Below are 22,367 nucleotides of genomic sequence, written 5' to 3'. Positions count from 1 at the left end.
CCGCAGGGGCTGCTATTCTTGCCCTCAACTTGGATTTGGGGGGTGCGCGACGATGAAGGTCATTATTCTTGGAGCGGGCGTGCTGGGTGTCACCTCGGCCTGGTATCTGGCCAAGGCCGGGCATGAGGTCACGGTGATCGACCGGCAGGACGGCCCGGCGCTGGAAACCAGCTTCGCCAATGCCGGCGAGATCTCGCCCGGCTATTCCTCGCCCTGGGCGGCGCCGGGCGTGCCGCTGAAGGCGCTGAAATGGATGTTCCAGCGCCATGCGCCGCTGGTGGTCCAGCCCCGGCTGGACTGGCAGCGCGTCTCCTGGATGGCGCGGATGCTGGCGAACTGCACCTCCTCGGCCTATGCCGTCAACAAGAGCCGCATGGTCCGTCTGGCCGAATACAGCCGCGACTGCCTGGGCGAGCTGCGCGCCGAAACCGGCATCCGCTATGACGAGCGCACGCAGGGCACCTTGCAGGTGTTCCGCAAGCAGCAGCAGCTGGACGCCGCCGGCAAGGACATCGAGGTGCTGCGGGCCGATGGCGTGCCCTTCGAGGTTCTGGACCGCGACGGCTGCGTCGCCGCCGAGCCGGGGCTGGCCGGTTCGGCCGAGCGGATCGTCGGCGGGCTGCGCCTGCCGGGCGACGAGACCGGCGATTGCTTCCTCTTTACCAACCGCCTGGCCGAGATGGCGGCGGCGGCCGGCGTGACCTTCCGCTGGGGCGTCAGCATCGAGGCGCTGGAGGCCGAGGGCGGCCGCATCAGCGCGGTGCGCACCGACAAGGGCCGGCTAACCGCCGACCGCTATGTGCTGGCCATGGGTTCCTATTCGCCGCGCATGGTGCGGCATCTGGGGCTGAAGCTGCCGGTCTATCCGCTCAAGGGCTATTCGCTGACCATCGACATCCAGGACGAAAGCCGCGCGCCGGTTTCGACGGTGATGGACGAGACCTACAAGGTCGCGATCACCCGCCTGGGCGACCGCATCCGCGTCGGCGGGCTGGCCGAGATCGCCGGCTACGACCTGAGCCTGAACCCGCGGCGCAAGGAAACGTTGGCGAAATCGGTGGGCGAGCTGTTCGGCGGGGCGGGCGATGCGGACAAGGCGCTGTTCTGGACCGGGCTGCGCCCGATGACCCCGGACGGCACGCCCATCGTCGGCGCGACGCCGATCCCGAACCTTTACCTGAACACCGGGCACGGCACGCTGGGCTGGACCATGTCGGCGGGCTCGGGGCGGCTGATCGCCGACCTGATCTCGGGCCGCAGGCCGGATATCGCCGCCGAGGACCTGGGCTATGGCCGTTACCTGCGCGGCGCGAAGACGGCCGGGCGCCCGGCGCTGCAGCCCGCCCGCGCCTGACCCGGCGGCCGGGCCATGCAAAAGGGGGCCGCTTGCGGCCCCCTTTTCGTTTCCGATCAGGCCTGCTTGATCAGGCGCAGCACCACCAGCAGGATCACCGCGCCGATGGTGGCGAAGATGATCGTGCCGAGGATCGGGGCCGATGCGCCCATGCCGAGCCCGAGCATGGGGAACAGCCAGCCGGCGATGACGGCGCCCAGGATGCCGACGACGATATTCATCAGCAGTCCCTGGCCGTGGCCTTTGACGATCAGCCCGGCCAGCCAGCCGGCGATCGCGCCGATGATAAGGGTGATGAGCAGGGCAGTCAGGGTCATGAAACGCTTCCTTTTCAAGCTTCCGGCCCGAATACCGGTCTGGCGGGGTAACGATTTCCGGCGCGGCCGGGTTCCCCGGCGCGGCCCCCGAGGGGGCGTCCGGATCCGGTTGCGGCCACGCGGACACGGAAAACCGCGCGATTCGGCAACAGTTTGGTAACGATTGCGCCGGTCTGCAGGGCGCGGCCTTGACGGCGGAGGCCCGGGAAGGCTGATAAAAGGGCAGAAACCGTGCCCGTCCTCTGCTCGGACGGTGCCTGTGATCTGACGCAATGTCACTGCTGCCACGGCCGCGTCTCCCTGGGCGCGGCACGTTACGAAGGGAAACACCGATGCGCCTTGCACCGCTCATGCTGGCGATGGGCCTTGGCCTTGCCGCCTGCGCGCCCACGCCCCAGACCCCGGCCCAGCCGCCCGCCGCCGATCAGGGCGTCTACGGCGCCCGGACCGATTCCGGTCCGAATGGCGAGCCGATCGAGATCCACGCCGTCCGCCCCGCCTATCTGACCGAGCGCAACCGCCGCCAGCGCGTCGCCTATAACGGTCCCGAGGCGCCGGGCACCATCGTGGTCGACCCCTATGCCCGCTTCCTCTACCATGTGCTGGGCAACGGCGAGGCGATGCGCTTCGGCGTGGCGGTCGGCCAGGCCGGCAAGAACTTCCAGGGCACCGCCACCATCGGCCGCAAGCATGCCTGGCCCAGCTGGACGCCGACGGCGAACATGGTCCGCACCCAGCCCGAGCTTTACGGCCCGCTGAAGGGCGGCCTGCGCGGCGGGGTGGACAACCCGCTGGGCTCGCGCGCGCTCTATCTCTACAAGGGCGGGCGCGACACCATGTATCGCATCCACGGCACCATGGACCCGTCCTCGATCGGCAAGGCGACCTCGGCCGGCTGCATCCGCCTGTTCAACCAGGACATCATGGACCTGTTCGACGAGATCCCCAGCGGCACCGCGGTCAAGGTCCGCACCCGCGCCGAAAGCCTGGCGCTGGAGGGGCCGCTGGTCGAGCTGCCGAACGGCTATCTTGCCCCGGCGCATGAGATGCAGACCGCCGAGGCCGGCCCGGCGCAGTAATTCGCGCCCGGATTTCCGCCGTCTTGCGCCCCGGTCCCGCAGGCCGGGGCGTTCTTTCTCTGGCCAGCGCCGCCGCGGCATGGCAGATTCCGCGCGCAATGCGCCCGAAAGGAGAAGCCTCCATGGCCAAGTCCGCCGATCAGACCCCCACCCCCTCGCGCGATCTGGACGCGCTTGCCGAGCAGACCCAGACCGCGGCGCTTCGCCTGCTGGATCTGGCGGCGCTGACGGCGCTGCAGCGCGACCTGCGCGCGATGAAGGAAAGCGAGCAGGACGAGGCGGTGCGCAAGACCCTGGCCCAGGCCATGCGCCGGGCCGCCGCCGAAAAGCGCCGCCGCAAGGAACAGGGCGAATCGCCGGAGCCGGCCGCTGCCGCACCCGCCGCGCCGCCGCCCGCACCGGCCCCCGCCGAGGCGGCGAAGCCCGCCCGTCCCGTCCTGCCCAAGCCCGACAAGGCCGAGAGGAAGCGCATCAAGGAGGCCGAGAAGGCCGAGAAGAAGCGCGTGAAGGAAGCCGAGAAGGCCGAGCGCAAGGCCGCGAAACAGGCGGCGAAGGCGGCCGAGAAAGAGGCCGCCAAGGCCGAGCGCCGGGCGGCCAGGGCGGCCGGCGGCCCCGCCGCCGGGACGGAAAAGCCGGCCGGCAAGGCCAAGCCCGGCAAGGGCAGGAAAGCCGATTGAACGCGGGCGCGGTTCCCAAGCCGCGCCCGGCCTGCTATCTGAAGCCTGCCCGATCCATCCGAGTCTTGCATGCGCCGTCTGGTCCTGGCCCTTGTCGCTGTTCTGGCTGCAACCGCCGCGCCCGCCTATGAGGCGGTGGACGCGCTGCTGGGCCTGCGCGCGCCGCGCCCCTCCGAGAAGCTGCGCTGCACCGAGGACGGGCTCCAGTGCATCTCGCTGGCGAGCTATGTGCCGGATGTCTGCACCGCCATCGAGCGGGCGGCGGGCAGGAACGGGCTCGACCCGCATTTCTTCGCCCGGCTCCTGTGGAAGGAAAGCCTGTTCGAGCCGGGCGCGATCAGCCCGGTCGGCGCCATGGGCATCGCGCAATTCATGCCCGGCACGGCCGAGATGGTCGGGCTGGACGATCCCTTCAACCCGGCCAAGGCCATCGAGGCCTCGGCGCGCTATCTGGCCACGCTGACCGCGAGCTTCGGCAATGTCGGCCTTGCCGCCGTCGCCTATAACGGCGGCGAGAACCGGGCCGCGCGCTTCGTCGCGCAGGGCGGCAGCCTGCCCTGGGAGACGCAGGATTATGTGCAGGCGATCACCGGCCAGACGGCCTGGATCTGGCGCGACACGCCTCCGGCGCGGCTGGACGTGCGGCTGGACAAGGAGCGGCCCTTCCGCGAGGCCTGCATCGAGCTGGCCGGCAAGCGCAAGCTGCGCGAGTTCCAGACCCCCGAACATCCTTGGCCCTGGGGCGTGATCGTTGCCACCCATCCCAGCCAGTCCGGGGTCAGCCAGCAGGTCTCGCGGCTGAACCGGCAATTGCGGCCGATCCTGGGCGGCAAGCGGGTCAGCTATGTGCACCGCAAGATCTCGGGCGGGCCGCGCAAGCTTTATACCGCGCAGATCGGCTATTCCTCGAAGACCGAGGCCCATGCCTTCTGCAACCGGCTGCGCAGCCTGGGCGGGCGCTGCCTGGTGCTGAGGAACTGAAGCGCCGCGCAGGCGGCGGCGTTTCCTGAGTATTTGGGAAACGGTGAAAGGGGGTGCCCCCTATTCCTTCCAATGCACCTTGGTCAGGTCGTTGGCCGGCATGGGGGTGTTTTCCCAGAGCCCCTCGATCTCCGCCTTGGCGACGCCGGTCTTCGCCATCTGGAACAGGAAGGCGTTGGCGTGGTCGTCGGCCAGGATCTCCTGCGCCCGTTTCAGCAGCGCCGAGCGTTCGGCCGGGTCGGTGGTGGCGTCGAGCTTCGCCATGACCTCGTCGAAGGCGGGGTTCCGGTAGTTGAAATAGTAATCCTCGCGGCCGTAGATATCGATGTCCATCGGCTCGACATGGCTGATGATGCTCAGGTCGTAATCGGCGCTCTTGAACACCTGCTCCAGCCACTGCGCCCATTCCATGTTGGTGATCTGCGTCTGGATACCCACGGCGCGCAGCTTGGCGGCGACGATCTCGCCGCCGCGGCGGGCATAGGGCGTCGGCGGCAGGGCGAGGCGCAGGGTCAGGTTCTCGGCCCCCGCCTCGGCCAGCAGCTTTTTCGACAGGTCCGGATCGTATTGCGATTTCGCGGTCAGATCGACGTAATCGGGATGATGCGGCGCGAAATGCGTGCCGATGGGCGTGCCGTAGCCGAACATCGCGCCGTCGATGATTTCCTGGCGGTCGATGGCATGGGCGATGGCCGCGCGCACCTTCACCCCGGCCAGCGCCGGGTGCTTGTGGTTCATGGCCAGGATCGTCTCGCCCTCGGTGGTGCCGACCAGCACCTTGAAGCGCGGATCGGCCTGCAGCTGGGCCAGGGTCTCCGGGGCGGGATAGATCGGGAAGGCGTCGATGTCGCCCGCCATCATCGCCGCGAAGGCGGCGCTGGGATCGCCGATGAAGCGGAAGGTGGCGGTTTTCAGCGCCGGCCTCTCGCCCCAGTAGCCGTCGAAGGCGTCGAGCCGGATATGGTCGCCCTGCCGCCATGCGCCGAACCTGAAGGGGCCGGTGCCGACGGGCCTGGTGGCGATATCGGCGATGCTGGCCTGGTCGACCATCACCGCATCGCCCCAGGCCATCTTGAAGGGGAAGCCGCCGTCCGGGGCCTTCAGCGTGACGCGGACGGTCAGCGGGTCCAGCGCCTCGACCGTCTCGATGCCCTCGAACAGCGCCTTCTGGGCGTTGGTGCTGTCGGGCGCCCGGGCCCGGTCGAGCGAGAAGACCACGTCCTGCGCGTCGAAGGCGCTGCCGTCGTGGAAGGTCACGCCGGGCCGCAGGTGGAAGACATAGGTCTTGCCGTCCGCGCTTTCCCAGCTTTCGGCCAGGCCGGGCTGCACGCTGCCGTCGGGCGCGACGCGGGTCAGCCCCTCGAAGACATTGGCATAGACCACCTCGTCGATGGCGGCGGCGGCGCCCCCGGTCGGGTCCAGGTTCGGCGGTTCGAGAACCATGGCCAGCGTGATCGAATCCGGCGCCGCCAGCGCCGGCGCTGCCAGCATGGCCGCCGCGGCGGCCGCCTGCATGAATTTCGCGAACATCCCTGTCCCCCTGGCTTATCCCAGGGGCACATTCCCGGCAAAACGCCCGGCGATCAACCCCGTCTCTCGGTCAGTTGCTGGGCGAGGCCCGCGAAGATCAGCCAGAGCGAGCTGAGCAGAAGTCCCCAGCGGGCAAAGCTTTCGGGATGGAAATCGACCAGCACCGCCCAGACCGAAAAGCCGACCCAGGCCACGGTCACCGGCAGCGAGACCGACCGCCAGCGTTCGGTCCGCATCGGGTGGATGAATTTCACATTGGTGAACATGGTGATCGCCAGCGTCACCACGATGGCGAGCGTCAGCCAGAAATCCGGCTTGATCGCGAACAGCACCAGCACCACCATGTTCCAGCAGGCGGGGAAGCCGGCAAAGGAATTGTCGCGGGTCTTCATGCGGGTGTCGGCGAAATAGATCACGCTGCCATAGGTGATGGCGATGATGGCGATCCAGCCGGTCCAGCCCGGCAGCAGCCCCGACATGAACAGCGCATAGGCGGGAATGAAGACATAGGTCAGGTAGTCGATGATCAGGTCCATCAACACGCCGTCATAGGTCGGCCAGTTGGTCTTGACGTGATAGCGCCGCGCCAGCGGCCCGTCGATGCCGTCCACGATCAGGGCGACGACCAGCCAGAAGAACATCTGCGACCATTCCGCCCGGGCGGCGGCCAGCAGGGCAAGCATGGACAGCACCGCTCCGGTCGCGGTCAGCAGATGCACGGCAAGGGCTTTGAGGCGCGGAGTCATCCCCTGCTTCTGTCACCGAACGGTCATGACCGCAAGTTCACGCCGGGTTGCACGCTGCGCTTTGCCGCGGGGTGATGCGGGGATGCCCGCATGGCTATTCTGCGAATTCCTCGGCCGCGTAGCCTTGCAGATAGAGCAGGGCGGTCAGGTCGCCGTGGTTGATTCGCAGGCTGACCTGCGCCGCGACCACGGGTTTCGCATGCAGCGCGACGCCCATGCCGGCCAGCTGCAGCATGCCCAGGTCGTTGGCGCCGTCGCCCACCGCCAGCACGTCGGCGGGCGAGAGGCCGCGCCTGGCGGCGATGTCGGTCAGCGCCTCGACCTTGGCCTCGCGGCCCAGGATCGGCAGGGCGACATGGCCGGTCAGCACGCCCTCCTCGGCCAGCAGCGTGTTGGCGCGGTGCTCGTCGAAGCCGAGCGCCGCGGCGACCGGGCCGGTGAAATCGGTGAAGCCGCCCGAGACCAGCGCCGCATAGGCGCCCTGCGCCCGCATCGTGGCGACCAGCTGCCGGCCGCCGGGGGCCAGCGTGATGCGGCTGTCCAGCACCTGTCCGATCGCGGTTTCGGGCAGGCCGGCCAGCAGGCCGACGCGGGCCAGCAGCGCCTCGTGGAAGTTCAGCTCTCCGTTCATGGCGCGGGCGGTGATGGCGGCGACGCGCTCGCCCACGCCGGCGACATCCGCGAGCTCGTCGATGCATTCCTGCTGGATCATGGTCGAATCCATGTCGGCGAGCAGCACCGCCTTGCGCCGGCCCGCGGTCGGCTGGATCGCGAGGTCGAACCCCTCGGCCTGCAGCCTGTCCCAGACCTGCCAGAAATCCTGCGGCTCGGCGGCGAGGGGAAATTCGGCGGCGATGCCCGGGGCCAGCCAGAGCGGTCGGCCACCGTTCCAGGCGCCGCGGAGTTCCTCGACCAGCGCGGCGGACAGGTCCGCGCGGCCGGGCGCGGCGAGGATGGTGACGGTGAACATGAAGGCCCCTTGGCGGTTGTTTGCGGCAGCACTAGCCAAAGCGGTGCCGCGGATCAATCGGTCGGATTCATGCCGCGAATCTGTCGCAAACGTCGCTTGCAAATTTTTCTTGCGGGAATCCCTCGCCGGCGCTAAGGCGGTCAGCGGGACACGCCGCCCCAACGCGGCGCTTATAGCTGGAAGGCTAACATCATGGGCAAGACTGCTCCGGCCGCGCGGCCGGCCAATCCGCGCTTTTCCTCGGGCCCCTGCGCCAAGATCCCCAATTTCTCGCTGGACATGCTTGCCGACGCGCCGCTGGGCCGTTCGCATCGCGCCGCCGTGGGCAAGGCCAAGCTGGCCGAGGCCATCGACCTGACCCGCGAGGTGCTGGGCGTGCCGGCGGATTACCGCATCGGCATCGTTCCCGCCTCGGATACCGGTGCCGTCGAGATGGCGCTGTGGTCGCTTCTGGGCGCGCGCAAGGTCGAGATGCTGGCCTGGGAGAGCTTCGGCGAGGGCTGGGTCACCGACGTGGTGAAGCAGCTGAAGCTGGACGCCACGGTCCGCAAGGCCGATTACGGCAAGATCGTGGATTTCGCCCAGGTCGATTTCGACAATGACGTGGTCTTCACCTGGAACGGCACCACCTCGGGCGTGCGGGTTCCGAACGGCGACGCCATTCCGGCCGACCGTGCCGGGCTGACCATCTGCGACGCCACCTCGGCCGCCTTCGCGATGGATCTGCCCTTCGACAAGCTGGATGTGGTGACGTTCAGCTGGCAGAAGGTGCTGGGCGGCGAGGGTGCGCATGGCGTGCTGATCCTGTCGCCGCGCGCCGTCGAGCGGCTGGAGGGTTACACTCCCGCCTGGCCGCTGCCGAAGATCTTCCGCATGACCAAGGGCGGCAAGCTGATCGAGGGCATCTTCAAGGGCGAGACCATCAACACGCCCTCGATGCTTTGCGTCGAGGATTACCTGGTGGCGCTGAAATGGGCGCAATCCATCGGCGGCCGCAAGGCGCTGGTCGCCCGGGCCGAGGCCAATGCCAAGGCGGTGCGCGACTTCATCGCCACCCGCGACTGGATCGCCGACCTGGCCGAGGATCCGGCAACAGCCTCGACCACCTCGGTCTGCCTGAAATTCACCGATGCGCGCATCAAGGACGGCGCCGCCTTCGCCAAGGCCGTCGCCAAGCGGCTGGAGAAGGAAGGCGTGGCGCTGGATGCCGGCGCCTATCGCGATGCGCCCCCCGGCCTGCGGATCTGGTGCGGCTCGACCGTCGAGACCGCCGATGTCGCGGCGCTGATGCCCTGGATCGAATATGCCTTCGAGGCCGAGATCGAGGCGCAGGCGGAAGTCGCCTGACGGTGAACGGGGGGCGCTGCCCCCCGCACCCCCCGGAGTATTTGTGAAACGGTGAAAGCCGGATGGGCCATGTCGCCCGCCGCCGGCCCCCGCATATCCAGAGGATAGAGAAATGCCCAAGGTTCTTGTTTCGGACAAGCTTTCGGAAACCGCCGTCCAGATCTTTCGCGACCGCGGCGTCGAGGTGGATTATTTGCCGGATGTCGGCAAGGACAAGGAAAAGCTCGCGGAGATCATCGGCCAGTATGACGGGCTGGCCATCCGCTCGGCCACCAAGGTGACGGCGAAGCTGCTGGAGGCCGCGACCAATCTGAAGGTGATCGGCCGCGCCGGGATCGGGGTGGACAATGTCGACATTCCGGCCGCCTCGAAGAAGGGCGTCATCGTGATGAACACGCCTTTCGGCAACTCGGTGACGACCGCCGAACATGCCATCGCGCTGATGTTCGCCGTGGCGCGGCAATTGCCCGAGGCCAGCGTCTCGACCCATGAGGGCAAGTGGGAGAAGAACCGCTTCATGGGCGTCGAGGTCTTCAACAAGGTGCTGGGCGTCATCGGGGCGGGGAATATCGGTTCCATCGTCATCGACCGGGCGCTGGGGCTGAAGATGAAGGTGCTGGCCTATGACCCCTTCCTGTCCGAGGATCGGGCCAAGGAGCTGGGGGTGAAGAAGGTCGAGCTGGACGAGTTGCTGGCCAAGGCCGATTTCATCACCCTGCATGTGCCGCTGACCGAGAAGACCCGCAACATCCTGTCGCGCGAGAACCTGGCCAAGACCAGGAAGGGCGTGCGCATCGTCAATGCGGCGCGCGGCGGGCTGATCGACGAGGAGGCCTTGGCCGAGCTGCTGAAATCGGGCCATGTCGCCGGGGCGGCGCTGGACGTCTTCGCCACCGAGCCGGCGACCGAAAGCCCGCTGTTCGGCCTGCCGAATGTGGTGGTGACGCCGCATCTGGGCGCCTCGACCACCGAGGCGCAGGAGAACGTGGCCCTGCAGGTCGCCGAGCAGATGTCGGACTATCTGCTGACCGGCGCGGTGCAGAACGCGCTGAACATGCCCTCGGTCACGGCCGAGGAAGCGGCGGTGATGGGGCCCTGGCTGAAGCTGGCCGGGCATCTGGGCGCCTTCATCGGCCAGATGACCGACGAGCCGATCCAGGCGATCAACGTGCTTTACGACGGCGTCGCCTCCGAGATGAACCTCAAGGCGCTGAACGCCGCGGTGATCGCGGGCGTGATGCAGGCAACCAACCCGGACGTGAACATGGTCTCGGCCCCGGTCATGGCCGCCGAGCGGGGCGTGCAGGTGGCGACCACGACGCAGGGCAAGTCGGGGGTCTTCGACGGCTATATCAAGGCCACCGTGGTCACCGACACGCGCGAGCGGTCCATCGCGGGCACGGTGTTCAGCGACGGCAAGCCGCGCTTCATCCAGATCCGCGGCATCAATGTCGATGCCGAGATCGGCGCGCATATGCTCTATACCCGCAACAGGGACGTGCCGGGCGTCATCGGCGCGCTGGGCATGACCTTGGGCGATCTGGGCGTGAACATCGCCAATTTCACCCTGGGCCGCACCAAGACCGGCGACGATGCCATCGCCATCCTCTATCTTGACGAGCCGCTGAAGCCCGAGGCGCTGGAGGCCCTGCGCGCCACCGGCAAGTTCCTGCAGGTGCGGCCGCTGCAATTCGAGGTTTGAACCTTGCGGACCCCCGGACTAGGCTCCGGGGGTCTTCATTTGCGGGGGCGGCATGCGGACCTATGCCATCGGCGACATTCACGGCCATCTGGACCTGCTCACGGCGGCGCATGAGCTGATCGCGCGCGACGATGCGGCGCGGGGCGGCGGCGGCACGCTGGTCCATGTCGGCGATCTGCTGGACCGCGGCCCGGATTCGCGCGGCGTGGTCGATTACCTGATGCGCGGCCAGGCCGAGGGCCGGCCCTGGATCGTGCTGAAGGGCAATCACGACCGTTTCCTGCCGCGGCTCGTGTTGCAGCCGGACTGGATCGATCCCGGTCTGGCCTCGGGGCGGCACTGGCTGGACCATGGCTCGCTGGGCGCGGCCGAGACGCTGGCCTCTTACGGCGTCGAGATCCGCGACCATGCCCGCACCCGCGCCGAAGTGCTGCGCGCGGTGCCCGAGGCGCATCTGCGCTGGCTGGACGCGCTGCCGCTGTGGCATCTGGCGCCGCAGGCGCTGTTCGTGCATGCCGGCATCCGGCCCGGGGTCGATCTGGCCCGGCAGACCGAGCATGACCTGGTCTGGATCCGCAAGGGCTTTCTGGACGATGCCGGCGATCACGGGGTGCTGGTGGTGCATGGCCACAGCCCGGTCGAGCGGGTGACGCATTTCGGCAACCGCCTGGCCATCGATACCGGCGCCGCATATGGCGGGCCGCTGAGCGTCGTCGTCCTGGACGAGACCGGGCCGCATCTGCTGACCGAGGCCGGGCGCGCGCCGATCCTGCCCCCGGAGCCGCGCCGGCCGCCTGCCGATGTGGCAGGGGCGCAAGGGCCTCGGCGGGAAATGCCTCAAATCCCCGCCATCCATTGACCCTTGCGGGCGAGGGGCCAATATCGGGGGAAGGCATGCGCCGTCCGCCGTTCCGGCCCGGCGCCAGGAGGTGAAGCGCCGTGCAGTCCTTGTCCGTCATGTTCCAGCTGGCCGGTGCCGTGGCGCTGCTGCTCTTCGGGCTGGCGCTGGTGCGCGACGGGATGGTGCGCGCCTTCGGGGTCAGGCTCAAGATGGTGCTGGGGCGCGGCACGCGCACCGGGCCGCGGGCCTTCGTTTCGGGTCTGGTGGCGACGCTGGGGCTGCAAAGCTCGACCGCGACGGCGCTGATGACCGCCTCTTTCGTGGATCGCGGCATGATCCGGCCCCGCATGGCGCAGATCGCGCTGCTGGGCGCCAATCTGGGCACGGCCCTGACCGCCTGGATCGTCGCCTCGGGGATCGAGGCGCTGGTGCCGGTGCTGTTGCTGGTCGGCTATGTGCTGCGCCGGCAGGACCGCCGCGGCTGGTCGGGGGGCGGGGTGGCGCTGATCGGCATTGCGCTGATGCTGCTGTCGCTGGCCCTGCTGGGCCAGGCGACCGAGCCGCTGCGGGATTCCGCGGCCATGGCGGCCTTCCTGGCCATGCTGGGCAATGCCTGGCCGGTGGCGCTGGCCTTCGCGGCCGGGCTGGCGGTGCTGTGCTCGTCCTCGCTGGCGGTGGTGATGCTGGTGCTGTCGCTGGGCATGGACCCGGCGCTGACCGTGGTGCTGGTGCTGGGCGCCAATCTGGGCGGGGCGATTCCGCCGGTCCTGGCCACCGCCGGGCAGGGGATCGCCGCCCGCCGCGTCGCCTTGGGCAACCTGATCGTGCGCGGCGTCGGCTGCCTGCTGGTGCTGCCGCTGGCCGGGCGGGCGGCGCAGCTGCTGACCGCCGTGCCGCTGCCCGAGACCGGGCTGGCGGTCGAGGCTCATCTGGCCTTCAACCTGTTGCTGGCGGCGGCGATCTGGCCCTTTTCGGGCCTGGTCACCCGTTTGACCGCCGCGATCCTGCGCGAGGAGGAGCAGCCCCCGCCGATCGAGGCGCAGCTGCTGGACGGCACGGCACTGGACACGCCCGCTGTCGCCTTGGCCCGCGCCAGCCGCGCCGCGCTGGCCATCGGCGACGTGGTCGAGCGGATGCTGCAGCAGGCCCGCACCGCCTTCGCCCGCGGCGATGACGCGCCGCTGGCCGAGGTCGAGGTGCTGGAGCAGCGCGTGGACCGCATGCAGCAGGAGGTCAAGAGCTTCCTCTCCCGCCTCGGTCGCGAGGCCGGCGAGGCCGAGCGGCGCCAGGCCATCACCATCCTGGATTATGTCATCAACCTGGAACATGTTGGCGACATCATCGACAAGGGCCTCGGCCCCGAGATCCGCAAGAAGGCGGCGCTGTCGCTGCGCTTTTCGGAAGAGGGCTATCGCGAACTCGACGGGCTGTTCCTGATGACCATCGAGAACCTGCGCATCGCCCAGACCGTCTTCATGACCCGCGACCGCGAACTGGCGCGCCAGCTGATGGAGGAGAAGGTCGAGATCCGGCGCCTGGAACGCCTGTCCTCGCAGCGCCATCTGATGCGGCTGCGCGAGGGGCGGCCCGACAGCCAGCAGACCTCTTCGCTGCATCTGGACATCCTGCGCGACCTGAAGCGGGTGAACGCGCATATCGTCTCGGTCGCGCATCCGATCCTGGACGAGGCCGACCTGCTGATCGAAAGCCGGCTGAAGACCGGCTAGGCCGTCGTCTTGCTCGGGTTCGGACAGGAGCCGCGCTGTGGTCTGGGCGCTGGTCGGTTCCTTTTCGCGGAATGCGGGAAGGCTGGGCCGAGCCCTCAGAGATGAGTCGGCAGGCGGGATCGGGCGCGGGTGCATGCAAGGGACGCGGAATGCGGTCCGGTCCTGTCGCGCTTTCCCGGCAGACAAGCGGCGGTCGGCCTTGGCGAAGCTTTCGCCCGACCGTCGAGCAGGCGCGTGGCCGTGGATAGGACGGGGCCGCGCGTGCCACTGGCCGACCGTGGCCTTCGCCGCTTGCCTATTCCGCCCGCGTGCGCTTGGCCGGCGATCCGCAAGAGCCGGCAGCCCGGGCGGCCGGACAACCGCTTCCCGGTGGCGCGGGCAGCTCGCCTTCTTCGCCAAGGTGCGGCAATCCCCAAGAGCCGGCTCTCCAGCCGGCGCCGCGACCATCCCCGCCCGTCAGCTGCATGGCGATGATCTTTTCCGGGCACCCACCTGCCGCCATGCGCGTCGCGGATGCCGGACGGGCGGCGGAATCTGCGGCACGCAACCCGCACAGTCCCGCCGGTCTGCGCCCGGACGGTGGACAGCGGCGCCCGGGAGTTGTATGAGCCGCGCCAAACAGGAACGGTGAGATGCGGATTCCGTCCAAGACCGCGAAATACAATCTGGGCCAGGTGGTCCGCCATCGCGAACATCCGTTCCGCGGTGTGGTCTTCGACGTGGACCCGGAATTCGCCAATACCGAGGAATGGTACGAATCCATCCCCGAGGAATCGCGCCCGGCCCGCAACCAGCCCTTCTATCACCTCTATGCCGAAACCGAGGCGACCTTTTACGTCGCCTATGTCTCGGAACAGAACCTGGTGCCGGACCATTCGGGCGAGCCGCTGGAACATCCCGAGGTGATGGAGATGTTCGGCGAATTCCAGGACGGCCATTATCCCCTGCAGATCGGGCTGAACTGAACGGCTTCAGGCCTCAGGCGTCGCCGGGGCCGGATTCGGCTTGCCGGGCAGCAGCGGCTCGGTCACCGGGACGATGAAGGCCAGGAAGTTCCGCCGCCCCTCGCGGAAATAGCTGAGCGAGGCGGTCAGTTCCTGGATCAGGAACCAGCCGAACCCGCCTTCGGGCAGCATCACGACGGCCTCGGCGTCGCGGGGCCCGGGGCCGCTATAGGGCAGGCCGCGCGGATCGAGGCAAGAGGGCGGCAGCGGCCGGCCGTCATCGGTCACCGCGCAGGCGATCCCGCCGACATGGCGCGCCACGCAAAGATGGATCAGCGGCGCATGGGGTCGGCCGCCAAGGCGCATCGCCTCGTTGCGGGTGCCGTGTTCGCAGATGTTGTTCAGCACCTCGGCCAGCGCGAGTTCGAGCTTGGCGATCACCTCCTCCCCGGCGGTGCCGTCGAACCGCTCGCGCAGGAACAGCAGCGCGGCGCGCACGGTGGCGGGATCGGCGCGGAAGATGCGGTGGAACATGGGCCGCCGCCCCGGCGGGGGCTGGCGCAGCCGCTTTTCGGCCCGGTCCGGCAAGGCGCTCATCTTTCGGGTCTCTCCTCTCGGGCGGCGGGCATGTCGGAAGCCTTGCGGATGGTCAGCACCGTGTCCATCCTGGTCAGGCGAAACACCCGCTCGACGCTGGGCGTCAGCCCGGTCAGCGTCAGCTGCCGTCCCGCGGGCATGGCCTTGAAGATCGCGATGACCGCGCCCAGGCCGGAGCTGTCCATGAATTCGACCCCGCCCAGATCCAGCGTCACCTGCGGCCCGCCGACCGAGATCATGCTGCGCACGCGGTCCTTGAATGCGGTGGCAATGGCGGCGTCGAGGCGGCGTTCATCGACGCGGATCGTCAGCCCGTCCGGCTGGGGCAGCAATGTCAGTTGCATGTTCGTTTCCGGTATTCCCATCTGTTCTGCCCCCTTTCTAGGACGCAATCCTTACCGGGCGGTAAGCATCGCGCGGATTTCCGCCCGCCCGGCGGCGAAAGTGCGCGGGATTTTCAGGAAATTTCCGCCGCATTCCCGCCAGACGGCCGAAAGCCCGCCTCGGAGCACGTTGATGCGCTTTGCGGCGCGGGCTAGGGTCGGGGGATTGCCGACGGCTTCCGGATGAAGAATGACCCCATGCGCCTTGCCCTGCTGCCCGCGGCCTTGCTTGCGGCCTGCGCCATGACCGGCGCCCCCCTGGCCGGGCCGGTGGCGCTGACCTGTCCTGCGGGGGAGGATGCCGAGGCGGCGCGGCTTTGCGCGGCGCTCGACCAGGCGCTGCGCCAGTCCGGGCACCGGATCTCTGCGGCCGGGGCTTCGCTGCGCCTGGTCCTGGACGCGCAAAGCCCGCGCCCCGGTCTTCTGCGGGCAAGGCTGACGGTCGAGGACGGCGCCGGCCGGCACGAGGGCGAAGAGGTCGAGCTGTCGGTGACGGACCGCGCCTCGATCCCCGACAGCTCGATCCGCGCGCTGGCCCGGTCGCTGCTGGAAACGGCGCTGCCGCACCCCTTCCGCAACTGATTCTGCACAAGGAATTCCCATGACGCCTGCCTTCTGGAACCCCGCCGCAACCGGCCTTGCAGGCCCGTCGCTGCGCGGCGGAGAGCCGCAGCGCGCCCTTCGGGTCGAAGGCAGCGATGCCCCGGCCTCGACCGCCACCGGCTATGCGATGAGCGTGGGCGACACGTTCAACGGCGTGCTGGGCGCGGGCGACCGGGACTGGGTGCGGGTGCAGCTGCAGCCGGGCAGCTATGTCATCACCCTGGATTCGCGAGGCGCGGCCGGGGTTCACGACCCCTATCTGCGGGTGATGAACGGCAACGGTGCGCTGATCGCCCAGAACGACGACGGCAACGGGCTGAACTCGCGGCTGGTGCTGAACGTGGCCGCCCCGGCCACCTATTACCTCGAGGCGGGCAGCTATGCCGGCGCCTATAGCGGCGCCTACAGCCTGGGGGTCGCCGCGGTCGCGCCGCTGCGCAACTTCACCATGGCCGAGATCGCCCAGCAGCTGACCGACGGCTATTGGCAGGCCAGCGGCGGTGCACGCCGGGCGTTCGAGCCGGGCCCGGGCGGGGTCCTGAACGTCGACCTGTCCGGCCTGACCCCGGCGGGGCGGCAGCTGGCCAGCATGGCGCTGTCGGCATGGGAGCAGGCGACCGGCCTGACCTTCAACCGCAACCCCGGCCCGAACGCCGCCATCCACATCACCTTCGACGACAACCAGCCGGGGGCCTGGTCCTCGTCGATCATCAGCGGCGGCAGGATCATCAGCTCGGAGGTGAATGTGGGGCTGGACTGGCTGAGCAGCTACGGCCCCGGCTACAACACCTATAGCTACCAGACCTATATCCACGAGATCGGCCACGCCCTGGGACTGGGCCATGCCGGCAATTACAACGGCGGTGCCACCTATGGCGTGGACAACCACTATCTGAACGACAGCTGGCAGGCCTCGGTCATGTCCTATTTCGACCAGCGCCAGAACAGCTCGGTGAATGCCAGCTATGCCTATGCCGTCTCGGCGATGATGGCCGACATCCTGGCGATGCAGCGGCTTTACGGCGTCTCGGGCATCCGCACCGGCAACAACACCTATGGCGAAACCACCAATGCCGGTCCCAGCTATGCCACCATCGCGGGCCTGCTGCGCAATGCCAGCACGCGCGACGACATCACCTTCGCCATCTTCGACCAGGGCGGCGTGGACATGCTGGACCTGGCCACCGATACGCATAATCAGCGCATCTCGCTGGCACCGGGAACGGTCTCGAACGCCTATGGGCTGGTCGGCAACATCTCGATCGCGCCGGGCACGCTGATCGAGAACGTGCAGGCCGGGCGCGGCAACGACGTGGTGATCGGCAACTGGACCAACAACCTGCTGCGCGGCGGGCCGGGCAATGACACGCTGCGCGGCAATGACGGAAACGACACGCTGAACGGCCAGGGCGGCGCCGATCTGCTGGAAGGCGGCCGAGGCAACGACACCTATGTCGTGGATGCGGCCGACCGCATCGTCGAGGCGACGGATGCCGGCATCGACACGGTGCGGTCGCATGCGAGCATCCAGCTGGGCGCCAATCTGGAAAACCTGGTGCTGATTTCGGACGCGGCGCAGAACGGCACCGGCAACGGGCTGGCGAACCGGATCACCGGCAATGCCCATGCCAACCGGCTGAGCGGGCTGCAGGGGTTCGACACGCTGCTGGGGCTGGGCGGCAACGACACGCTGGTGGGCGGCAACGGCAATGACTGGCTGGACGGCGGCGCCGGGGCCGACCTGCTGGAGGGCGGGCCGGGCAACGACACCTATGTCACCGACGGCCTGGACCGGATCGTCGAGGCGGCGGGGGCGGGCATCGACGTGGTGCGCTCGACCGCGAGCCTGCAGCTGGGCGCCAATCTGGAAAACCTGGTGCTGATTTCGGGCGCGGCGCAGAACGGCGGCGGCAATGCGCTGGCGAACCGGATCACCGGCAATGCCCATGCCAACCGGCTGAGCGGCTTTCAGGGCAACGACACGCTGCTGGGCCTGGGCGGCAATGACACGCTGGACGGCGGCAACGGCCATGACTGGCTGGAAGGCGGCGCCGGGGCCGACCTGCTGATCGGCGGCTATGGCAACGACACGCTGCTGGGCGGTGCGGGGGCCGATCACTTCGCCTTTCACGGCGGGCGGGACGTGGTGCGCGATTTTCAGGACAATATCGACACGCTGCGCATCGACGACGCGCTTTGGGGCGGCGGGACGCGCAGCGTGGCGCAGGTGCTGCAATATGCCCGGGCCGTGGACGGCAATACCGTCTTCGACTTCGGCAATGGCAATGTGCTGACGCTGAACGGCTTCGCCAATATCGCCGCGCTGCAGGACGACCTGATCATCGTCTGAACCGCTGCCCGCGCAGCGGGCAAGGGCATCGCGGCCCTTTTGCCGGGCTTTTCCCGCGATTCGCCGTTGTCGCGGAGGGTGCGGCCGGTCCTTTGCCTATTCTGCGGGCAGAAAGCGCCCCGGCCTCGTCAAACCCGGATTTCCTTTTGCCCGCAGGGCGCGGCGCTGTGGACAGCGCCGGCCCAGATGCGAAGATCGGGGCCAGAGGTGAGGGTTGCAGTGATGACGATCTATTACAATGAAATGGTCGATGGCGGCCGGGTGCGCGAGCCCTATGCCATGCTCTCGGACTGGATCGAGACCATGCCCGCCGAGATCCGCCAGATGAAGCAGGCCGAGGCCGAGGCGCTGTTTCGCCGCATCGGCATCACCTTCGCGGTCTATGGCGAGGGCGGCGACCCGGACCGGCTGATCCCCTTCGACATGATGCCGCGGGTGTTCCTGCAAAGCGAATGGCGGCGGCTGGAACGCGGCATCAAGCAGCGGGCGCGGGCGCTGAACGCCTTCCTGCGCGACGTCTACGGTCGGGGCGAGATCGTGCGCGCCGGCCGCATCCCGGCGCGGCTGGTCTATCAGAACGATGCCTATGAAAAGGCGGTGGTCGGCTTCGTGCCGCCGCGCGGGGTGTTCTCGCATATCGTCGGCATCGACATCGTGCGCACCGGCCGGGACGAGTTCTACGTGCTCGAGGACAATTGCCGCACCCCCTCGGGCGTCAGCTACATGCTGGAAAACCGCGAGATCATGATGCGCATGTTCCCGGCGCTGTTCCGCAACAACCGCATCGAGCCGGTGGACCAGTATCCCGAGCTGCTGCGCCGCACGCTCGCCTCGGTGGCGCCGGCGAAATGCGAGGGCACGCCGACCGTGGTGATCCTGACGCCGGGCCATTACAACAGCGCCTATTACGAGCACAGTTTCCTTGCCAACCTGATGGGGGTGGAACTGGTCGAGGGCAGCGACCTGTTCGTCGATGGCGGTTTCGTCTACATGCGCACCACGCAGGGGCCGAAGCGGGTGGACGTGATCTATCGCCGCATCGACGACCCCTTCCTTGACCCGCTGTGCTTCCGGCGCGATTCCATGCTGGGCGTGCCGGGGCTGATGGATGTCTATCGCTCGGGCGGGGTTTCCATCGCCTCGGCGCCGGGGGCAGGGGTGGCCGACGACAAGGCGGTCTATACATTCGTGCCCGAGATGGTCCGCTTCTATCTGGGCGAAGAGCCGATCCTGCGCAACGTCCAGACCTGGACGCTGTGGAAGGACGAGGATTACCGCTACGTCATGGCCAACCTGAAGGACCTGGTGGTCAAGGAGGTGCATGGCTCGGGCGGCTACGGCATGCTGATCGGCCCCTGCGCCAGCCAGGCCGAGATCGCCTCCTTCGCCGAGCGCATCAAGGCCGATCCCGGCAATTACATCGCCCAGCCGACGCTGGCGCTGTCCACCAGCCCGACCTTCGTGGAGGAGGGGGTGGCGCCGCGCCATGTCGACCTGCGCCCCTTCTGCCTTTGCGGCGACCGGGTCGAGCTGGTGCCGGGCGGGCTGACCCGCGTGGCGCTGCGCGAGGGCTCGCTGGTGGTGAACTCGTCGCAGGGCGGGGGCGTCAAGGACACCTGGGTCCTGTCGGAATAGGAAAGGTCAGCCATGCTCAGCCGCACCGCCGCCAACCTGTTCTGGATGGGCCGTCACCTGGAACGCGCCGAAACCGCCGCCCGCCTGCTGGACGTGGGCGCGCGCATCACCTTGCTGCCGAACACCGCCGAGGGCTATCGCAACGAATGGGAATCGCTTCTGCGCGCCTCGGGGGCGCAGGCTGCCTTTGCCGGGCATTACGGCGACGAGATCACGCAGGAGAATATCGAAAGCTGGCTGTTCTTCGACCACGCCAATCCGTCCTCGGTCGCCTCCTGCATCGAAAGGGCGCGCGAGGGCGGGCGGATCGTGCGCACGGCGCTGACCAGCCAGGTCTGGGACGCGCTGAACACCGCCTATCAGGAACTGCGGGCGCTGCAGCGCCGGCCGCGCGGCCAGCTCGACACCGCGCTGCTGACCGATTTCACCACCCGGCACGGCTCGACCGTGCGCGGCGCCATGAACGCCACGCAATTGCGCAACGACGGCTGGCATTTCATCAATCTGGGCTATTCGCTGGAGCGCGCCGACGCCACCGCCCGGCTGCTGGACGTGAAGTATTTCGTGCTGCTGCCGCGGGTCGAGTTCGTCGGCTCGGGCCTCGACAATTACCAGTGGCAGGTGATCCTGCGCGCGCTTTCGGCGCATCGGGCCTTCCACTGGGCCTATGGCGGCGAGGTGACGGCCAGCAAGGTCGCGGATTTCCTGATCCTGAACGGCGAAAGCCCGCGTTCGCTGCTGACCTCGCTTTACGAGGCGGTCTGGCATCTGGACGGGCTGGTGCGCCGCTATGGCGCCGATGTGCCGGCCAGCGCCTCGGCCCGGGCGCATCAGACGCTGGAGCAGCTGATGGCCCGCGACATCGAGGCGATCTTCGACGAGGGGCTGCACGAATTCCTGTCCTGGTTCATCAACGAGCTGGCCAGCATCTCGAACGCCGTGCATGACGATTACCTGAGCGGACGGATGTAGGGGGCGGACGATGCGGCTGAAGATCACCCACGAGACCAGCTATTTCTACGACCCGCCGGCGCAGGGACTGGTGCAGAGCCTGCGGCTGACGCCCTCGGTCCACGAGGGGCAGCGGGTGGCGGATTGGACGATTTCGGTCAGCGGCGGCCAGCGCGGCGTCGCCTTCCGCGACGGCGCCGGCGACTGGATCGAGGGCTGGACCGTGCGCGGGCCGGTGCAGGAGGTCGTGGTCTCGATCGCCGGCCAGGTCGAGACCCGCGACACCGCCGGCGTGCTGCGCGGCCATCGCGAGACGGTGAATCCGCTGGTCTATCTGCGCCCGACGCCGGCGACCCGGCTTGATGCGGCGCTGCGCGAGCTGGCCGGTTGCGAACAGGGCGAGGACGGGCTGGACCTTGCGCACCGGCTGGCCGCGGCGGTGTCGCGCGCCATCGCCTACGAGCCGGGCGTGACCGAGGCGCATACCACCGCCGCCGAGGCGCTGGCGCTGGGGCAGGGGGTCTGCCAGGACCATGCCCATGCGCTGATCGCCTGCGCCCGCGAACGCGGCCTGCCGGCGCGCTATGTCTCGGGCTATCTGCATTCCAATGCCGGGGGCGAGCCGCATGACGCCGCCCATGCCTGGGCCGAGATCCATGTCGGCACCCTGGGCTGGGTCGGCTTCGACGCCGCCAATGCCTGCTGCCCGGACGACCGCTATGTCCGGCTGGGCTCGGGGCTGGACGCGCAGGACGCGGCGCCGGTGCGCGGCACCACCTTCGGCTCGGGCCGGGAAAGCCTGGACGTGCGGGTGCAGGTCGAGGAAATGGAACAGTAACCCCCTGTTGCGCCGGGCGCGGGGCGGTCGTATCCCTCGGGGGAATGCGTGCCATGGAACGGACATGACCTATTGCGTCGGCTTGAAGCTTAACGAGGGGCTGGTTCTGCTCTCGGACACCCGGACCAATGCCGGGCTGGACAATATCTCGACCTATCGCAAGATGTTCTTCTTCGAGCAGCCGGGCGAGCGGGTCGTCGCCGTCCTGACCGCCGGCAGCCTGTCCCTGACCCAGACCACCATCGCGCGGCTGCAAGAGGCCGTCGACCTGCCCGATGCCGATGAGGAGACCTCGATCCTGCGCGCGCCCAGCATGCTGCAGGTGGCGACGATCATCGGCCGGACGCTGAGCCGCACCCGGCGCGAGATCGTCGAGCAGTGCCGCGACCTGAACCAGCAGGCCAGCGCCAGCATGATCGTCGGCGGCCAGCGCGCGGGCGGCGAGATGCGGCTGTTCCTGATCTATCCCGAGGGCAATTTCATCGAGGCGACCGAGGACACCCCCTTCCTGCAGATCGGCGAGCACAAATACGGCAAGCCGATCCTCGACCGGGTGGTGCGGCCCGACACCTCGCTGGCCGATGCGCAGAAGGCGGTGCTCTTGTCGATGGATTCGACGCTGCGCTCGAACCTGTCGGTGGGTATGCCGCTGGACCTGGCGGTGATTCGCAGGGACGACTGCCGGGTCAGCCACCAGCGCCGCATCGACGAGGGCGACCCGGCCTTCATGGCCATGTCCGCCGCCTGGTCCGCCGCGCTGCGCGACAGCTTCGTCAAGGTCACGATCTAGCGCCG

Annotated in this window: 21 protein-coding genes; 15 read left to right on the top strand and 6 right to left on the bottom strand. The window is 68.6% G+C overall.

Annotated features, from left to right (window positions below):
* The first annotated feature begins 52 nt into the window (after window positions 1-52).
* Window positions 53-1,354 carry a D-amino acid dehydrogenase gene (locus tag LOS78_RS16745; protein ID WP_230377545.1) on the top strand — a complete coding sequence of 434 codons (1,302 nt, stop codon included), beginning with the start codon at window positions 53-55 and terminating at the stop codon, window positions 1,352-1,354.
* 56 nt (window positions 1,355-1,410) lie between these two features.
* Here the strand turns inward: LOS78_RS16745 and LOS78_RS16740 are convergent, their stop codons facing one another.
* A complete protein-coding gene (locus LOS78_RS16740; RefSeq protein WP_028713531.1) occupies window positions 1,411-1,671 on the bottom strand; it encodes a GlsB/YeaQ/YmgE family stress response membrane protein in 261 nt (86 codons plus the stop codon).
* 332 nt (window positions 1,672-2,003) lie between these two features.
* Here LOS78_RS16740 and LOS78_RS16735 point away from each other — a divergent pair, with 332 nt between their 5' ends.
* The 3 genes from LOS78_RS16735 (at window position 2,004) to LOS78_RS16725 (ending at window position 4,408) form a co-directional block, all read left to right on the top strand.
* The gene (locus tag LOS78_RS16735) at window positions 2,004-2,750 is read left to right on the top strand and encodes a L,D-transpeptidase (protein WP_028713530.1); all 747 of its coding nucleotides are present in this window, start codon (window positions 2,004-2,006) and stop codon (window positions 2,748-2,750) included.
* 122 nt (window positions 2,751-2,872) lie between these two features.
* Window positions 2,873-3,427 (top strand): hypothetical protein, encoded by a 555-nt coding sequence (locus LOS78_RS16730; protein ID WP_028713529.1) that lies wholly within the window; start codon window positions 2,873-2,875, stop codon window positions 3,425-3,427.
* Window positions 3,428-3,496: 69 nt separating this feature from the next.
* Window positions 3,497-4,408: a lytic transglycosylase domain-containing protein gene (locus LOS78_RS16725; RefSeq protein WP_028717090.1), complete on the top strand. Its 912-nt coding sequence runs from the start codon at window positions 3,497-3,499 to the stop codon at window positions 4,406-4,408.
* Between the two features lie 60 nt (window positions 4,409-4,468).
* Here LOS78_RS16725 and LOS78_RS16720 read toward each other — a convergent pair whose 3' ends face one another.
* From LOS78_RS16720 to serB, 3 genes are all read right to left on the bottom strand, one after another.
* Window positions 4,469-5,938: an ABC transporter substrate-binding protein gene (locus LOS78_RS16720; protein ID WP_230377544.1), complete on the bottom strand. Its 1,470-nt coding sequence runs from the start codon at window positions 5,936-5,938 to the stop codon at window positions 4,469-4,471.
* 53 nt (window positions 5,939-5,991) lie between these two features.
* Window positions 5,992-6,684: a phosphatidylcholine/phosphatidylserine synthase gene (locus LOS78_RS16715; RefSeq protein WP_230377543.1), complete on the bottom strand. Its 693-nt coding sequence runs from the start codon at window positions 6,682-6,684 to the stop codon at window positions 5,992-5,994.
* Window positions 6,685-6,778: 94 nt separating this feature from the next.
* Entirely contained in the window at window positions 6,779-7,654 is an 876-nt protein-coding gene (gene serB, locus LOS78_RS16710) for a phosphoserine phosphatase SerB (RefSeq protein WP_028713525.1), read from the bottom strand.
* Window positions 7,655-7,846: 192 nt separating this feature from the next.
* On the opposite strand from serB, the gene LOS78_RS16705 reads away from it, so the two are divergent.
* From LOS78_RS16705 to hspQ, 5 genes are all read left to right on the top strand, one after another.
* A complete protein-coding gene (locus LOS78_RS16705) occupies window positions 7,847-9,001 on the top strand; it encodes a phosphoserine transaminase (protein WP_230377542.1) in 1,155 nt (384 codons plus the stop codon).
* 112 nt (window positions 9,002-9,113) lie between these two features.
* Window positions 9,114-10,703 carry a phosphoglycerate dehydrogenase gene (gene serA / locus LOS78_RS16700; RefSeq protein ID WP_028713523.1) on the top strand — a complete coding sequence of 530 codons (1,590 nt, stop codon included), beginning with the start codon at window positions 9,114-9,116 and terminating at the stop codon, window positions 10,701-10,703.
* 52 nt (window positions 10,704-10,755) lie between these two features.
* On the top strand, window positions 10,756-11,562 hold the full coding sequence (locus LOS78_RS16695) for a metallophosphoesterase (RefSeq protein WP_230377541.1): 807 nt from the start codon (window positions 10,756-10,758) through the stop codon (window positions 11,560-11,562).
* Between the two features lie 80 nt (window positions 11,563-11,642).
* The gene (locus LOS78_RS16690; RefSeq protein ID WP_230377540.1) at window positions 11,643-13,271 is read left to right on the top strand and encodes a Na/Pi cotransporter family protein; all 1,629 of its coding nucleotides are present in this window, start codon (window positions 11,643-11,645) and stop codon (window positions 13,269-13,271) included.
* Between the two features lie 632 nt (window positions 13,272-13,903).
* Entirely contained in the window at window positions 13,904-14,236 is a 333-nt protein-coding gene (hspQ, locus tag LOS78_RS16685; protein WP_028713521.1) for a heat shock protein HspQ, read from the top strand.
* Between the two features lie 6 nt (window positions 14,237-14,242).
* On the opposite strand, the gene LOS78_RS16680 is transcribed toward hspQ, so the two are convergent.
* Together LOS78_RS16680 and LOS78_RS16675 are read right to left on the bottom strand one after the other, a co-directional pair.
* Window positions 14,243-14,812, bottom strand: coding sequence for an ATP-binding protein (locus LOS78_RS16680; protein ID WP_230377539.1), 570 nt, complete (start codon window positions 14,810-14,812; stop codon window positions 14,243-14,245).
* A complete protein-coding gene (locus LOS78_RS16675; protein ID WP_028713519.1) occupies window positions 14,809-15,156 on the bottom strand; it encodes an STAS domain-containing protein in 348 nt (115 codons plus the stop codon). Before LOS78_RS16675 ends, LOS78_RS16680 begins: the two co-directional genes overlap by 4 nt.
* 237 nt (window positions 15,157-15,393) lie before the next feature.
* Between LOS78_RS16675 and LOS78_RS16670 the strand changes: the two genes are divergently transcribed.
* The 6 genes from LOS78_RS16670 (at window position 15,394) to LOS78_RS16635 (ending at window position 22,362) form a co-directional block, all read left to right on the top strand.
* Window positions 15,394-15,777 (top strand): hypothetical protein, encoded by a 384-nt coding sequence (locus LOS78_RS16670; protein WP_230377538.1) that lies wholly within the window; start codon window positions 15,394-15,396, stop codon window positions 15,775-15,777.
* A 19-nt stretch (window positions 15,778-15,796) separates the two neighbouring features.
* Window positions 15,797-18,148 carry a M10 family metallopeptidase gene (locus LOS78_RS22045; protein ID WP_305802568.1) on the top strand — a complete coding sequence of 784 codons (2,352 nt, stop codon included), beginning with the start codon at window positions 15,797-15,799 and terminating at the stop codon, window positions 18,146-18,148.
* 222 nt (window positions 18,149-18,370) lie between these two features.
* Window positions 18,371-19,783 carry a circularly permuted type 2 ATP-grasp protein gene (locus LOS78_RS16650; protein ID WP_028717087.1) on the top strand — a complete coding sequence of 471 codons (1,413 nt, stop codon included), beginning with the start codon at window positions 18,371-18,373 and terminating at the stop codon, window positions 19,781-19,783.
* Window positions 19,784-19,795: 12 nt separating this feature from the next.
* Window positions 19,796-20,755, top strand: coding sequence for an alpha-E domain-containing protein (locus LOS78_RS16645; RefSeq protein ID WP_028713516.1), 960 nt, complete (start codon window positions 19,796-19,798; stop codon window positions 20,753-20,755).
* Between the two features lie 10 nt (window positions 20,756-20,765).
* The gene (locus LOS78_RS16640) at window positions 20,766-21,572 is read left to right on the top strand and encodes a transglutaminase family protein (protein ID WP_028713515.1); all 807 of its coding nucleotides are present in this window, start codon (window positions 20,766-20,768) and stop codon (window positions 21,570-21,572) included.
* 64 nt (window positions 21,573-21,636) lie between these two features.
* The gene (locus LOS78_RS16635) at window positions 21,637-22,362 is read left to right on the top strand and encodes a proteasome-type protease (RefSeq protein ID WP_230377537.1); all 726 of its coding nucleotides are present in this window, start codon (window positions 21,637-21,639) and stop codon (window positions 22,360-22,362) included.
* The last annotated feature ends 5 nt before the right edge of the window (window positions 22,363-22,367 follow it).

Origin of the sequence: Paracoccus sp. MA (genome assembly GCF_020990385.1) — a bacterium.
Lineage (GTDB): Bacteria > Pseudomonadota > Alphaproteobacteria > Rhodobacterales > Rhodobacteraceae > Paracoccus.
The sequence above is the reverse complement of the archived record's forward strand: the minus strand, read 5'-3'. Positions and strand labels throughout refer to the sequence as shown.